The 13282-nt window shown below is 62.0% G+C and carries 13 protein-coding genes; 2 read left to right on the top strand and 11 right to left on the bottom strand.

Annotated features, from left to right (window positions below; translation table 11 throughout):
• Positions 1-39: 39 nt before the first annotated feature.
• From tssK to QTI66_RS08010, 8 genes are all read right to left on the bottom strand, one after another.
• The gene (gene tssK / locus QTI66_RS08045) at positions 40-1395 is read right to left on the bottom strand and encodes a type VI secretion system baseplate subunit TssK (protein ID WP_286558745.1); all 1356 of its coding nucleotides are present in this window, start codon (positions 1393-1395) and stop codon (positions 40-42) included.
• A 31-nt stretch (positions 1396-1426) separates the two neighbouring features.
• Entirely contained in the window at positions 1427-2083 is a 657-nt protein-coding gene (tssJ, locus tag QTI66_RS08040) for a type VI secretion system lipoprotein TssJ (RefSeq protein WP_286558743.1), read from the bottom strand.
• Positions 2084-2137: 54 nt separating this feature from the next.
• Entirely contained in the window at positions 2138-2623 is a 486-nt protein-coding gene (locus QTI66_RS08035) for an Hcp family type VI secretion system effector (protein WP_286558741.1), read from the bottom strand.
• Between the two features lie 115 nt (positions 2624-2738).
• A complete protein-coding gene (gene tssC, locus QTI66_RS08030; protein WP_286558739.1) occupies positions 2739-4235 on the bottom strand; it encodes a type VI secretion system contractile sheath large subunit in 1497 nt (498 codons plus the stop codon).
• Positions 4236-4279: 44 nt separating this feature from the next.
• Complete coding sequence (tssB, locus tag QTI66_RS08025) at positions 4280-4810, bottom strand: type VI secretion system contractile sheath small subunit (protein ID WP_444814962.1); 531 nt, start codon at positions 4808-4810, stop codon at positions 4280-4282.
• 97 nt (positions 4811-4907) lie between these two features.
• Positions 4908-7610, bottom strand: coding sequence for a type VI secretion system ATPase TssH (tssH, locus tag QTI66_RS08020; protein ID WP_286558737.1), 2703 nt, complete (start codon positions 7608-7610; stop codon positions 4908-4910).
• A gap of 463 nt (positions 7611-8073) precedes the next feature.
• The gene (locus tag QTI66_RS08015) at positions 8074-8646 is read right to left on the bottom strand and encodes a hypothetical protein (RefSeq protein ID WP_286558735.1); all 573 of its coding nucleotides are present in this window, start codon (positions 8644-8646) and stop codon (positions 8074-8076) included.
• Between the two features lie 27 nt (positions 8647-8673).
• Complete coding sequence (locus QTI66_RS08010; protein WP_286558733.1) at positions 8674-8892, bottom strand: hypothetical protein; 219 nt, start codon at positions 8890-8892, stop codon at positions 8674-8676.
• A 246-nt stretch (positions 8893-9138) separates the two neighbouring features.
• Between QTI66_RS08010 and QTI66_RS08005 the strand changes: the two genes are divergently transcribed.
• Positions 9139-9546 carry a hypothetical protein gene (locus QTI66_RS08005; protein ID WP_286558731.1) on the top strand — a complete coding sequence of 136 codons (408 nt, stop codon included), beginning with the start codon at positions 9139-9141 and terminating at the stop codon, positions 9544-9546.
• A gap of 39 nt (positions 9547-9585) precedes the next feature.
• Here the strand turns inward: QTI66_RS08005 and QTI66_RS08000 are convergent, their stop codons facing one another.
• The 3 genes from QTI66_RS08000 to QTI66_RS07990 form a co-directional block, all read right to left on the bottom strand.
• Positions 9586-10932: a dicarboxylate/amino acid:cation symporter gene (locus QTI66_RS08000; protein ID WP_286558729.1), complete on the bottom strand. Its 1347-nt coding sequence runs from the start codon at positions 10930-10932 to the stop codon at positions 9586-9588.
• Positions 10933-11083: 151 nt separating this feature from the next.
• Positions 11084-11821: an acetoacetyl-CoA reductase gene (phbB, locus tag QTI66_RS07995; RefSeq protein WP_286558727.1), complete on the bottom strand. Its 738-nt coding sequence runs from the start codon at positions 11819-11821 to the stop codon at positions 11084-11086.
• 44 nt (positions 11822-11865) lie between these two features.
• Positions 11866-12216 (bottom strand): hypothetical protein, encoded by a 351-nt coding sequence (locus QTI66_RS07990; protein WP_286558725.1) that lies wholly within the window; start codon positions 12214-12216, stop codon positions 11866-11868.
• 162 nt (positions 12217-12378) lie between these two features.
• Between QTI66_RS07990 and QTI66_RS07985 the strand changes: the two genes are divergently transcribed.
• Entirely contained in the window at positions 12379-13239 is an 861-nt protein-coding gene (locus QTI66_RS07985) for an endonuclease/exonuclease/phosphatase family protein (protein ID WP_286558723.1), read from the top strand.
• Positions 13240-13282: the final 43 nt, after the last annotated feature.

The following is a 13282-nucleotide window of genomic DNA, read 5'->3' as shown; positions in this document are numbered from 1 at the left end:
CGCGCAGTCAGCTGCAATGCGCGGACCGCACCGCGTTCTCTATTTGTCCCGCACTCCCCACAACTCCATGCGCAAACCCGGAAAATCGCCCGCCACATGCAAGGCCAGTCCGCCGTGCTTCACCAGGTGTTCCCACAGCGGGCCGCGAGAATCGATCTGGAAGTAGACGAAGCCCGCGTTGAAAGGAATCTGGCGTGGTGGCACCGGCAGCGTCTGAAGTGGAATCCCGGGCAGGTGCGAGCGGATCAGTTCAGCAAGCCGATCGCTCGGTCCCACCTTGCAGCGCGCCGGGAACTGCGTGGCAAGCTGGTCGGGCGGCGTGTGTGCGGCAACGGCAAAAACGAGGCTGGAGAAGCTCTGCAACTCCGACGGATCCACACTGGCAACCCGCACGCCATTGGCGCGATTGGCCAGCGCAATGTTCTGTGCGCTGCGCACGAGCACGTCGTTGAGCAAGGCCTGTACGTCCATCACCAATTCCTTGAAGGACAGGTACGGATCGACGTGCTGGTACGGCGGATGCGCCTTCGGCCGGCGGGTGCCGGGACGCACGTACGTGGACAACTCACCAGTGAAGGTTCGAAGCGCCAGGTAGATATCCTCAGGCGAGGTCTCGCGGACACGGAGCCAATGCTCAAACATCGGCTCGTACCGATTGAAGATTTGCAGCAGCAAGAAGTCCGACACCTCTGCCGCTTCGGTCGACTTGCCATCGTTGCCCGTGAGCCGCGTTGCGAGCGACTGGGCGCGCAGGCGGCAAAGGCCATGCAGGTTCGTCACCCAATCCAGCAGCAAGGAACTCGCGCCATAGCCCGCGACTGGAGGAATGAGCCTGGTATCGACCTCGATGCTGCCGTCCGAGCGCAGTGTCGTGACTTTTGAGATCGGCAAGCCAATCCAGGCGTCGGTCATTTCCCTTTGCGGCAAGAGGCGCAGTCGCAAGCGCGAGAGCTGGACCGGCTTGGGGCCCTGACCGACGGAGTTGGCATCGCGCAGTTCGGTCTCGAACACCGAGAAGCGCGCCAGCGACGCCACCGAGGTGGCCGCGTCGTCGAAGGTGGTCTCCTCGCCATTGGGCGTTCGGATGGGCACCGCCAGAAAGATCGTCTGCTCCAGATGCTCCGGGAGAATCGTCAGCGGCGCCGGTGGCGGTGTCTGGCCCGGTGTATCGAAGGGCGTGCCGTCGGAAAAAATGCCGGCCGCGCTCGCCAGCACCAGCTTGCCCAGCGACAGCGACTCCGCATCGATGCTGTAGTGGCTGAAGCCCCAATAGAACGGACTCAGCGATGCCGCCCGCTTGTGCGCGAGATGCTCCAGGTATCGCTCCTGCTGCTGGAACAGCTGCGGACGAAGAAAGAGCCCCTCGCTCCAAGCGACTTTGTTGTACCAACTCATGGTCTTGTTGTTTCAGTTGCAAGTCGACGGATTACTCAATGGGTGTGACCTGAATGCCCTTGGCCTGCAGGTCGATCCGCAGCTTCGCCTTGTTGGCCGGCATCACCATCCGGTACCACGCCGCCTCGGGCGCGGGATCCAGCTTTTGAACGACACGCCATTCGGCATGGGCAAGGTCACGATATCCGGCGAGGATGCCGACCGCTGCAAGATCTGGATGGGACTTTCTCCGAATTGTCTTTGTGTCTCCGGGCCGCAGAATGAACTCGTCTCGCACGAGCATGTCGGCCCCGATGACCGACTTGTCGTTGGCATTGAGCGTGAAGAAGTCGGCCGACTCGAAAGTGCCGGGCGACTTGAGTTCATACACCCGCACCATGATGGGCGCGGCCCTGCCCTTGTCGTCGGGATTGACGTCCTCGGCGGCAGCGATCGTGAGGTCGAGCTTCGTTTGCTCGCGGGGAAATGAGAACTGCGCGTGTGCAGCCTGGGGCATGCACAGAAGAGCGAATGCGGCGGCGATCAGGGGGAGCGCGGCGGCGAGCCAGGTTCTGGCCAATGACGCCGACGAACGCCGCAACGCGGCGAGTCGCCACAGGTCGGACAATTTGAAGGCCATGATGAGTATGGAATGGGTGTGGGAAAAAATCCGCTCCGGCATGAGTTCATTGGCGCGCAGTGCACCCATGCCTCCACCGGACCGGAAAACTTCGACCAGGCCCGGCGCACCGGGCCCGCGGCATCAGGATTCCTTGTTGCCCTTGATGTCGTAGCCGGCGGTCACGGCGCCGCCGCTGCCGCCCTGCGCGTTCTGCACCGCGTATTCCTGCTTGATCTTCGAGAAGGACAGGCGGACGCGCTCGCGCACACGCAGCTCGTCGGAGTTGGAACCGAAGGGCTGCACGCTCGTGACGATGACGTCGGTGAACGTGAACTTCAGGTACTCCAGCGGGCTGCCGCCAGCCTTGCGCACAGTGAGCTTGGCTTCCTGGATGTGCTTGCCGGTCAGGCAGTACTTCATCAGGTTGGGGCTCGAGCGATCGACGTAGTGGTCGAACTCCAGGTCTTCAACGGTGGCCTTGCCGGCGCCGCCGCCGGAGCCGGCGTGCATCATCGATTCCTGCATGGCCTTCCAGGAGAAAGACAGCACTTCGATTTCATTCTTGTGCGACGAATCCAGCGACTCGCCTTCGATGCCATTGATTTTCAGAAAAATGTCTTGAGACATGAGAACCTCCCTGAGCGTTGAGCTCTTTTATTGACTAACGGAAACGTCCGGGTGTCGACGCCGGACAAACATGACTGCGGCATCTCGGTGCCGCTTCTTCAATTGCTTGGGCTGATCAGGCTGCTTCCTTGAGTGAAGGCAGCTTGGCGACCAGGCGCAGCGAGACGGTCAGGCCTTCGAGCTGGAAGTGCGGACGAAGGAAGAACTTGGCGCTGTAGAAGCCAGGATTGCCTTCGATGTCTTCCACCACGACTTCCGCAGCCGCGAGCGGACGGCGCGCCTTGGTCTCCTGCGACGAATTGGAGGGATCGGCATCGACGTAATGCATGATCCATTCGTTGAGCCAGCGTTGCATGTCATCGCGCTCCTTGAACGAGCCGATCTTGTCGCGCACGATGCACTTCAGGTAGTGCGCAAAACGCGTGCTGGCAAACAGGTACGGCAGACGCGCTGACAGGTTCGCGTTGGCCGTCGCGTCGGGGTCCATGTATTCCTGCGGCTTTTGCAGCGACTGCGCACCGATGAAGGCCGCGTGATCGGTGTTCTTGCGATGCACCAGCGGAATGAGGCCGGCCTTGGCCAGTTCGGCTTCGCGGCGATCGGAGATGGCGATCTCGGTGGGGCACTTCATGTCGAAGCCGCCGTCGTCGGTCGGGAAGGTATGGCAGGGCAGGTTTTCCACCGTGCCGCCCGACTCCACGCCGCGAATCATCGTGCACCAGCCGTATTGCTTGAAGCTGCGGTTGATGTTGACGGCCATCGCATAGGCCGCGTTGTTCCAGACGTAGTTCTTGTGGTCGGCACCTTCGGTCTCTTCTTCGAAATCGAATTCATCGACCGGGTTGGACTTGACGCCGTAGGGCAAGCGCGCCAGGAAGCGCGGCATGGCCAAGCCAACGTAACGTGAGTCTTCGGTGTCGCGCAGGGAGTTCCACGGCGCGTGCTCGAGGTTGCCCGTGATCTTCGCGAGGTCGCGCGGGTTGGCCAGCTCTTGCCACGACTCCATGCCCAGCAGCGAAGGCGAAGAGCCTGCGATGAAAGGCGCATGCGATGCGGCCGAGATCTTGGCGACGGCGCCCAGCAGTTCCACATCCGCCGGGGTGTGGTCGAAGTAGTAGTCGGCCACGAGGCAGCCGTAGGGCTCGCCGCCCAGCTGGCCATATTCTTCTTCGTAGATGCGCTTGAAGATCGGGCTTTGGTCCCAAGCGACGCCCTTGTGACGACGCATCGTGCGACGCAGTTCGTCCTTGGACAGGTCCATGAAGCGGATCTTGAGCTTCTCGTCCGTCTCGGTGTTGGACACCAGGTGGTGCATGCCGCGCCAGGCCGATTCGAGCTTCTGGAACTCTTCCTTGTGCAGCACGAGGTTGATCTGATCGGACAGCTTGCGGTCAATCTCGGCAATGATGGCTTCGATGCTGCTGTAGGCGTCGTCGGTCATCGTCGTCGCATTGACGAGGGCCTGCTCGGCCAGCGTGCGCACGGCCGCCTCGACAGCATCGCGCGCCTCGTCGGTCTTGGGCTTGAATTCCTTGTCGAGCAAGGAAGAAAAGTCGGTGGAGTCCGCAAACCGGGTGTTGACTTCTACGGCTTGCTGGTTGTTGGTCGTCATTGTTGTGTTGCCTTCCCTTGATATCTGATGCCTGCCTGTGCGGGTCAGGCGACGGTGGCTGCTTCGGCACCGTCCTTGTCGGTGGCGGGCTTGGGCGTTGCGGTCAGAGACTTCATGAGCGCCGGGTCCTGCATGAGCTTGTTGATCAGGCTCTCGGCGCCGGCCTTGCCGTCCATGTAGGTCTGCAGGTTGGAGAGCTGCGTGCGTGCTTCGAGCAGTTGCCGCAGCGGCTCGACCTTGCGTGCCACGGCGGCGGGCGAGAAGTCGTCGATGCTTTCAAAGGTGATGTCGACCATCAGCTGGCCTTCTCCGCTCAGCGTGTTGGGAACGGCAAAGGCCACGCGCGGCTGGATCGCCTTCATGCGCTCGTCGAAGTTGTCGATGTCGATGTCGAGAAACTTGCGTTCGCCCACCACGGGCAGCGGCTGCACGGGCTTGCCCGACAGGTCAGCCAGCACGCCCATGACGAAGGGCAGTTCGATCTTTTTCTCGGAGCCGTAGATTTCCACGTCGTACTCGATCTGGACGCGTGGAGCCCGGTTGCGGGCGATGAATTTCTGACTGTTGTTGATCATGGGAATCGGAACGGATTGACTGAAGGTCTGATGGATTGATGAAGAAAACCGCGCGAGCTCAGCAACTGACGCGGAGGCGAACTGACATCACTGAGGTTCATGCAAAGTCGATGTGGCAAACGATGGAATGTCCTCCCCTGGATTCATGAATTGGCGTGCCGTTGGACGGAACGTCCACTGAAATGCGTGTGATCTTTCGCTTGTCCTGCAGGGCACTCAACCAATGCCGCGACAGGACGGGCAAGAGGTTTTGCTCGATGAAGCCGATGAGCCGGCGCGCGCCGGTCTCGTGCGTGCCGCACTTGTCGATGACGTGCTGGACCAGCGCGGGCGTGTACGCCAGTGCAATACCGTGCTGTGCGTGCATTCGGTCGACCACGCGGCGCAAATGCAGCGAGACGATGTTGCCCAGCGCGCTCGCGCCCAATGGCAGATACGGCACCACCGACAGCCGCCCGATGAACGCAGCGGGAAAGACCTTGCGCAATGGCGCCTGCAGGGCTTCGCGCAAGGCAGGCGTGTCGGGGACCAGCGCCGGGTCTTCGCACAGGTCGGCAATCAGTTCCGAGCCGGTGTTGCTGGTCAGGAGAATGGTGCTGTTGCGAAAGTCGATGCGACGGCCTTCGCCATCTTCCATCCAGCCTTTGTCGAAGACCTGGTAGAAGATTTCGTGGGCATCCGGATGCGCCTTCTCGACCTCGTCCAGAAGGATCACGCTGTAGGGGCGGCGACGCACGGCTTCGGTCAGCACGCCGCCTTCACCGTAACCCACGTAGCCCGGCGGCGAGCCCTTGAGCGTGGAAACCGTGTGGGCCTCTTGGAACTCGCTCATGTTGATGGTGATGAGGTTTTGCTCGCCGCCGTACATGGCCTCGGCCAGCGCCAGTGCCGTCTCGGTCTTGCCCACACCGGAGGGGCCCACGAGCAGGAACACACCCACCGGCTTGTCGGGGTCCGTCAGGCGGGCGCGCGCCGTTTGCACGCGCTCGGCAATCGCGGCAAGCGCGGCGCTCTGGCCGATGACTCGTCGGTCCAGCACTTCATGCAACTGGAACACCGCCGCCACTTCGTCCCGGACCATCCGCCCCACGGGGATGCCGGTCCAGTCCGAGATGATCGCGGCGACGACGGATTTGTCCACCTGCGGGAAGATCAGTGGCGTGTCTTGCTGGCGTTCTGTCAACGCGTGTTCGAGGGCTGACAGCTCCGGCGACAAGTTTGGATCTTGCACAGCGTCAGCGTCGCCCACCGTTGCAGCAGCTTGCTCGCGCAGCGTCTGAATCTGCTGCACCAGCGCGAGCTCTGCCTGCCAGCGCTGTTCCTGCGCGTCCAGTTCCTTTCGCGTGGAGTCGAGTTGCAGCTTGGCCGCCGCCAGCTGGCGCACCCGTTCATCGCTGCCGTGCGCAATCACACCTTCCTTCGTGAGGAGGTCAATTTCCGTTTCAAGGGCGCTGATGCGCTGGCGCAGGTTGTCGACCGCCGCTGGCGGCGCGTGCAACGACATGGCCACGCGCGCACAGGCGGTGTCGAGCAGGCTGATGGCCTTGTCCGGCAATTGGCGCGACGGAATGTAGCGGTGCGACAGCACGACGGCGGCACGAACAGCCTCATCAAGCACCGCAACACCATGGTGCTTCGCGAAGGTGTCAACCAAGCCGCGCACCATGTTGATGGCGCTGGCTTCCTCGGGTTCCATCACCTGCAAGACCTGGAAGCGTCGCGTCAACGCGGGGTCTTTCTCGATGTGGCGCTTGTACTCGCTCCACGTCGTCGCGCCAACGGTGCGCAAGGTGCCGCGCGCCAACGCGGGCTTGAGCAGGTTGGCCGCGTCGCCCGTGCCCGCTTGGCCGCCCGCGCCAACCAGCGTATGAACCTCGTCCACGAACAGGATGATCGGCTGCTTCGACTTGCCGGCCTCCTCCAGCAGCCCCTTCAACCGCGACTCGAACTCGCCGCGCATGCTGGCGCCCGCAATCAATGCGCCCACATCAAGGCTGAGCAGTCGCACTTCGCGCAGGATGGGCGGTACGTCCCCGCGTGCAATGGCAAGCGCCAAGCCTTCGACCACTGCGGTCTTGCCCACGCCAGCCTCGCCGGTGAGCAAAGGGTTGTTCTGGCGCCTGCGCAGCAGGATGTCGACCATCGTCCGGATCTCGTGCTCGCGCCCGATGACGGGGTCGATACCGCCTGCACGCGCTCGCTCGGTCAGGTCGGTGCAATATTTGGCGAGAGCCGACTTGCCGTCGCCCTGCTCCGCAATGGCTCCGCTGGCTTCACCGGGCACGGCGCTCGACAGGTCCGTGCCGTCGTATGCGCCCTCCTTGTCTTCCGGCGAACCCGCCAGGATGGCCGGCAGGTTGTCGCCCAGTTGGTCGACCGGCAACTTCTTGAAAGCCGGCGAAATGCCCAGCATCAACCGGCGCAAGTCGGGCTCCGACAAGATGGCCGCCAACAGCCACGCGCTGCGAATGCACGGGCTCGCAAACTCCAGGCTGGACAGCACCCACGCACGCTCGATCGCGCTGGCGATGTGATGGGAAAAATCGCTGATGGAACTTGCGCCGCCGGGAAGCGAGGCGAGCGCGGTGGCCATGTCGCGCTCGAAGGCGCTGGCCTCGATTTGATAGTGGCGACAAATGCGGTGAAGGTCGCTGTCGTTCGCCTGCCAGAGCTGGTGCAACCAATGCACGAGCTCCACATGCGGATTGCCGCGAAGCTTTGCGAATGCGGTGGCCGATTCGATGGCCCGGAACAGGGTGAGGTTCAGCTTGCCGAACAGGGCGCGTCGTGAGATGGACATTGTGTGGATTCGCGCACCGTCGCCATGCCACTCCGCAAGAGCGGAAGTCGCGTGACGATCAGCGCCAACTGATGTGGGGGTTGCTTCTCGCGGAGAAGTAAATCGGGCGACTCAGCCGTCGAGTCAATCGGAGCGATTGACTGAGGCCTGGCCCACTGCAAACTTCAACAACAGTGCTTGCACACCGTGTCAATGACCCCCGGGTGGAACGACTGGCTACGCAGCCGCCCACTCCTCTTCACGCATTCCCATGTCATCTCGATGCCCCTCGCCTGTCATTTTTTTAGGTGAGTGCATTCTTGAGTAAAAACTCGTATCGCGGAATGGTGAATATCACCCAAGTGCCGCTGACGCTACAAAAAAGCCCAGCCGCGAAATGCTTTTTTTCAATCGCCAGAGTTATTAACTGTTGAACGTGACAAGCAACAGTTGCACGTCGTATTCAGGCCCTGCCGTCGGGCATTCAAAGGCCGCCCAGCTGGCTGAATGAGGTCCGCAATCCGACGTAGTCTGTCGGCCCGCTGTTCTCTGGCGGGTTGCCGGTGGCGGACAGCCAGGCGGCAATGCTCGGCAGGCGTTTGTCGAAGTACACCTGCAGGTAGCGCCAGTTGCCGCTTTCGTTGTGCGCCTCCGTGACTTCGAGCGCCTCGACGCCGATGGCCCGTACGCTGGTCACCATGGCCAGTGAACGCCCTTCCAGCAATGGGAGCGTGACTTCGCGGCCCTGGCTGAGGATCTCGTGGAGGATTCGGCGATTGACCACGTACTCAGGCCAACTCTGCTTGATGCATGCATCGTTGAGTTCGCGAAACACCCAGTGCATGTTCGACGCGAAAAGTGCAGCCGCCTGCCCTGCCTGCCGCGTGCCTTGCGAGGCATGCAGCGACTGCAGGCGAACGGACCAGCCGATGGCCACCAGTACGCCAAAGGTCTGCACCCACGCGGCCCATTCCATGGACCCTTCAGGATGCACAACCCATGCGCACAGGGCAAGCGCAGCAATCAACGCGGCAATGGCCGCCTTTTGTCTAAACATGCTTCACCCCGATATGTCGTCCGCGCATCAATCGCGCGGTCCGTCGTTTCCGAACATCCTGCGAATTGCGGCAACGCCGGAGACCAGCGCGTTCGCGTAGCTGGCGTATGGCGTGGACGCTGTCTCCAGGGTCACATAGGGCAGGACGTCGTCCAACGGAAGGTCAGAGCCCTCCATCAAGACCCAATAGAACTCGCCCTCTTCGAGTTCATGGACCGTCAATGCAATATTTCGCAGTTTCGACATCAGTGGACTGCAGGTACCGCCAAACCAGACAAGACCATCCTACGGGCCCTCCGTAGAAACACTGAGCAATTTTCTCACGCTTAATAACAAATGTGGCTCTTTGTATCAATTTGGGCAACACCTGAATACCCTGAAAAGGTGCAGCCTTGCTTGCAAGAGCGCGGCTTGCAGTGTTTTTCCTACAGGCGGCGGCGGCCAGAAACCGTAATGTGAAAACCCCAACTCAATGCGCACGTGGAGGCAACAATGAAGAAGTTCACTCTGGACAATCACATGATCTCGGCCATTGGAGGCGCCTTCTATCCCACGGGCCACTCCATGGTGATGTTCCCCTCGGAGGCGGACGCGAGCCGCATCGGCCATCAATTGATCGAGCGCGACGTGGTGAGCGGCGATGAGGTCTACCTGATACCGGCCTCGGAGATCCTTGCCCAGATCACACCGACCGTGAAAGACACCGACAATCCCCTGCCCTCCGCGGGCACCGACGGCGCCACGGTCCGCGCCTACACAAAGCTCGCGCGAGAAGGCCATGCGGGCTTGCTCGTCAAGACCCGCGATGAAACGGTCGCCGAAAAAGTGATGGAGGTCGTCCGGCAGGCGCCGTATTCGATTGCGCAGCGTTACCGGCGCCTGGTCATCGAAGACCTCTGAGGGCGCAGGAAACGCTGCACACTGGCGAGACGCGCGGCCTCAGACGGCCATCGTCCCGGTCTTGGCGTTGATGAGTTCCTCCGGCTGGTCGGCCTCGACCCAGGTCTGGTTGTTCAATCCAGCCTGCAGGCGCTCCTCGTCCAGCGCATCCGTCCATTTGGCGACCACGATGGTCGCCACGCCGTTGCCAATGAGGTTGGTGAGCGCCCGCGCCTCGGACATGAACCGGTCGATGCCCAATATGAGCGCCAGCCCCGCCACCGGCACATGCCCAACGGCCGACAGCGTGGCCGCCAGCACGATGAACCCGCTCCCCGTCACGCCCGCCGCGCCCTTGGAGGTGAGCAGCAGCACGCCCAGCAGCGTGATTTCCTGCATCAGCGTCATTGGCGTATTGGTCGCCTGCGCAATGAACACCGCGGCCATCGTGAGGTAGATCGAGGTGCCATCCAGGTTGAAGGAATAGCCCGTCGGAATGACCAGGCCCACGCAGGTCTTGTTGGCGCCCAGGTTCTCCATCTTTTCCATCATCCGGGGCAGCACCGACTCGGACGATGACGTGCCCAGCACGATCAGCAGTTCTTCCTTGATGTACTTGATGAACTTCCAGATCGAGAAGCCATGGAAGCGCGCAATGAGCCCCAGCACCACGAAGATGAACAGCAGGCAGGTGAGATAGAAGGTGCCCATCAGCTTGCCCAGCGAAAAGAGCGAGCCGACGCCGTACTTGCCGATGGTGAAAGCCATCGCGCCAAACGCACCGATGGGCGCCACCTTCATCACGTAGCCGATGATCACGAAGAGCACGTGCGACGCCTTCTCGATCACGTCGAACACCAGCGTGCCGCGCCCGCCGAAGCGGTGCAGCGCAAAGCCCGTCATCACGGCAATCAGCAGCACCTGCAGGATCTCGCCCTTGGCGAAGGCATCGACGACCGTGTTCGGAATGATGTGCAGCAGGAAGTCGACCGTGCCTTCCATCTTGCCGGGCCCCGTGTAGGCGGCAATGGCCTTGGTGTCCAGCGAGGCGGCGTCGATGTTCATGCCCGCGCCCGGCTTGAACAGGTTGACCAGCACCAGCCCCACCACCAGCGCCAGGCTGCTCACGATCTCGAAGTAAAGAAGCGCCAACCCACCGGTCTTGCCGACCTTCTTCATGTCTTCCATGCCGGCGATGCCCACGACCACCGTGCAGAAGATGATCGGCGCGATCAGCATCTTGATGAGCTTGATGAACGCGTCCCCGAGCGGCTTCATCTGCTCGCCCAGCGCCGGGTAGAAGTACCCGAGCAAGATGCCAATGACCACCGCCGTGATCACCTGGACATACAGCGACTTGTAGAGAGGCGGCTTCGCGCCGCTTGCAATCGGTGCTGACATCGACATCTCCTGGTGTGTGCGTTATGGGAGCCTGGCGCGTCACTCTAGTCCCGTGGTGCCAACCTGTGTGTAGTCCAGTGTCTGCGCCTTGCACCCGGTCCCGCAAAAAAGAAAACCCGCCGAAGCGGGTTTCTTTCAGTTGGCTGTCATCGACAACTCAATGCATGTGCAAGCCACCGTTCACCGAGAAATCGGCGCCGGTCGAGTAGCCACCTTCATTCGTTGCCAGCCAGGCAATGATGGAAGCGATTTCGCTGGGCTCGCCCAAGCGCTTGACGGGGATGGTCGCCACGATCTTGTCGAGCACTTCCTGGCGAATGGCCTTGACCATCTCGGTGCCGATGTAACCCGGGCTCACGGTGTTGACCGTCACGCCCTTGCCGGCCAACTCCTGCGCCAGCGCCATCGTGAAGCCGTGCATGCCGGCCTTGGCCGCCGAATAGTTGGTCTGCCCGGCCTGGCCCTTGGCGCCATTGACCGAACTGATGTTGATGATGCGGCCCCAGCCCTTTTCGACCATGTCGCCCACCACCTGCTTGGTGACGTTGAACATGCTGTTGAGGTTGGTCTCGATGACCGCGCTCCAGTCTTCGGGCGACATCTTCAGGAACATGCGGTCGCGCGTGATGCCCGCGTTGTTCACCAGCACGTCGATGGTGCCGTGCTCGGCCTTCGACTTGGCAAAGGCTTCCACCGTGGATTGCCAATCGCCGACGTTGCCGACGGATGCATGAAAGTCATAGCCTTCCGCCTTCTGCTCGCCCAACCACTTGGCGTGGTCGCGAGTGGGCCCGCAACCTGCGATGACGGTAAAGCCGTCTTTGTGCAGGCGCTGGCAAATAGCCGTACCGATGCCTCCCATGCCCCCGGTGACGTATGCGACTTTCTTGCTCATGTTCATTCCTTCATAAGTACAAGCCCATTGTGGGCGAAACCACTTTAGCCAATTAAGAAGTCAGGACTCTCAGGAAAACACCAAGTGAGATTGCAACGAAGTGTCACGCCCGCGTTTGATACGGACTCAATGTTTTCCATCGTGTGAAAAAGGATTGCAAAGTCCTGGGCCGAGAGTACCGCATTGCACGCCGCAAATCTGCAGGCGGCGCCCTGTTCTTTTTGGGTATTGCCAAGGCCTTCGGGTCGCGGCGCGGCGACCACCCTGCCCTCATCGCCGGCTCGAAACCGCTTCCAGCGGCTGAAGCCGATCCAGCCACCTGATTGGAGCGCGACATCAATATGGTCGCTCGGGGACGATGCGCCCGTTCCACATTTGAGCGTGGCGGACAACATCACCTTTGGCCTATCCGTCGCGAGCCGACTACGGGACGGCGTCTCACGCTCGCCTGGCTCAAGCGTCCGCCCTGTCGGGGCGCAAGCCTTCACAATGGATTGGCGGTCGGCGCCATCGGGCTTCGGCACTCTCTCAAAACTTCATGCGGGCGGGTAATCCAAATGAAAGTCGTGACATGGAACACCCAATGGTGCTGCGGGCTCGACGGCGTGGTCAGTCCGAGCCGCATCGTCGAGGGAGCACGCGACATGGGCGATTTCGACGTGCTGTGCCTGCAGGAAATCGCCAGCGGCTTCGACGAGATGGACGGCGCTCCCGGCGACCAGCCGGCGCAGTTGCAGGCCCTGCTGCCGGGGTTTCGACTCTTCTTTGGCGCCGCCGTGGACGAATTCGACACCCAGGGCCGGCGCCAGCGCTTCGGCAACCTGATCGCCACGCGCCTGCCCGTGGCACGCGTACAGCACCACCCCCTGCCGTGGCCCGCCGACCCCGGCGCGACCAGCATGCCGCGCATGTGCACCAGCGTCACCATCGACAGCCCCGAACTGGGAGCGCTGCGGGTGATGACGACCCATCTTGAGTATTACTCGGCCCTGCAGCGCATGGCCCAGGCGCAGGCGCTGCGGACGCTGCATGCCGAGGCCTGCGGCATGGCGCTGAGGCCGCCCCTGCCGGACGAGCCTGGCACGCCCTTTCAGCCCAAGTTGCACACCTGCGAAGTCATTCTCTGCGGCGACTTCAACATGCCGCCGGCTGACCCGGCCTACGACGAGATCGTGCAACCTTTCGCCTGCGACGGTGCGCGCAGCACCCTGCGGCTGCACGACGCGTGGCGCGTGCTGCACGGCAACACCCCCCACGCCCCGACCTTCCGCCTCTTCGATCGCCGATACGGCCCCGATCCTCTCGCCTGCGATTTCATGTTCCTGAGCGATGGGCTTGCTTCACGGCTGAAGCGCATCGAGGTCGATCTGGCGACGCGGGTGTCCGACCATCAGCCCGTCCTGATCGAACTCACCTGACGAATCCACCACTGCAAAGCGCAGCCCGCCCGGTTAGAGTTTG

This window comes from Variovorax brevis (assembly GCF_030317105.1).
Lineage (GTDB): Bacteria > Pseudomonadota > Gammaproteobacteria > Burkholderiales > Burkholderiaceae_C > Variovorax > Variovorax brevis.
Note: the sequence above shows the minus strand (reverse complement) of the source record. Positions and strands in the feature narration are given on the sequence as shown.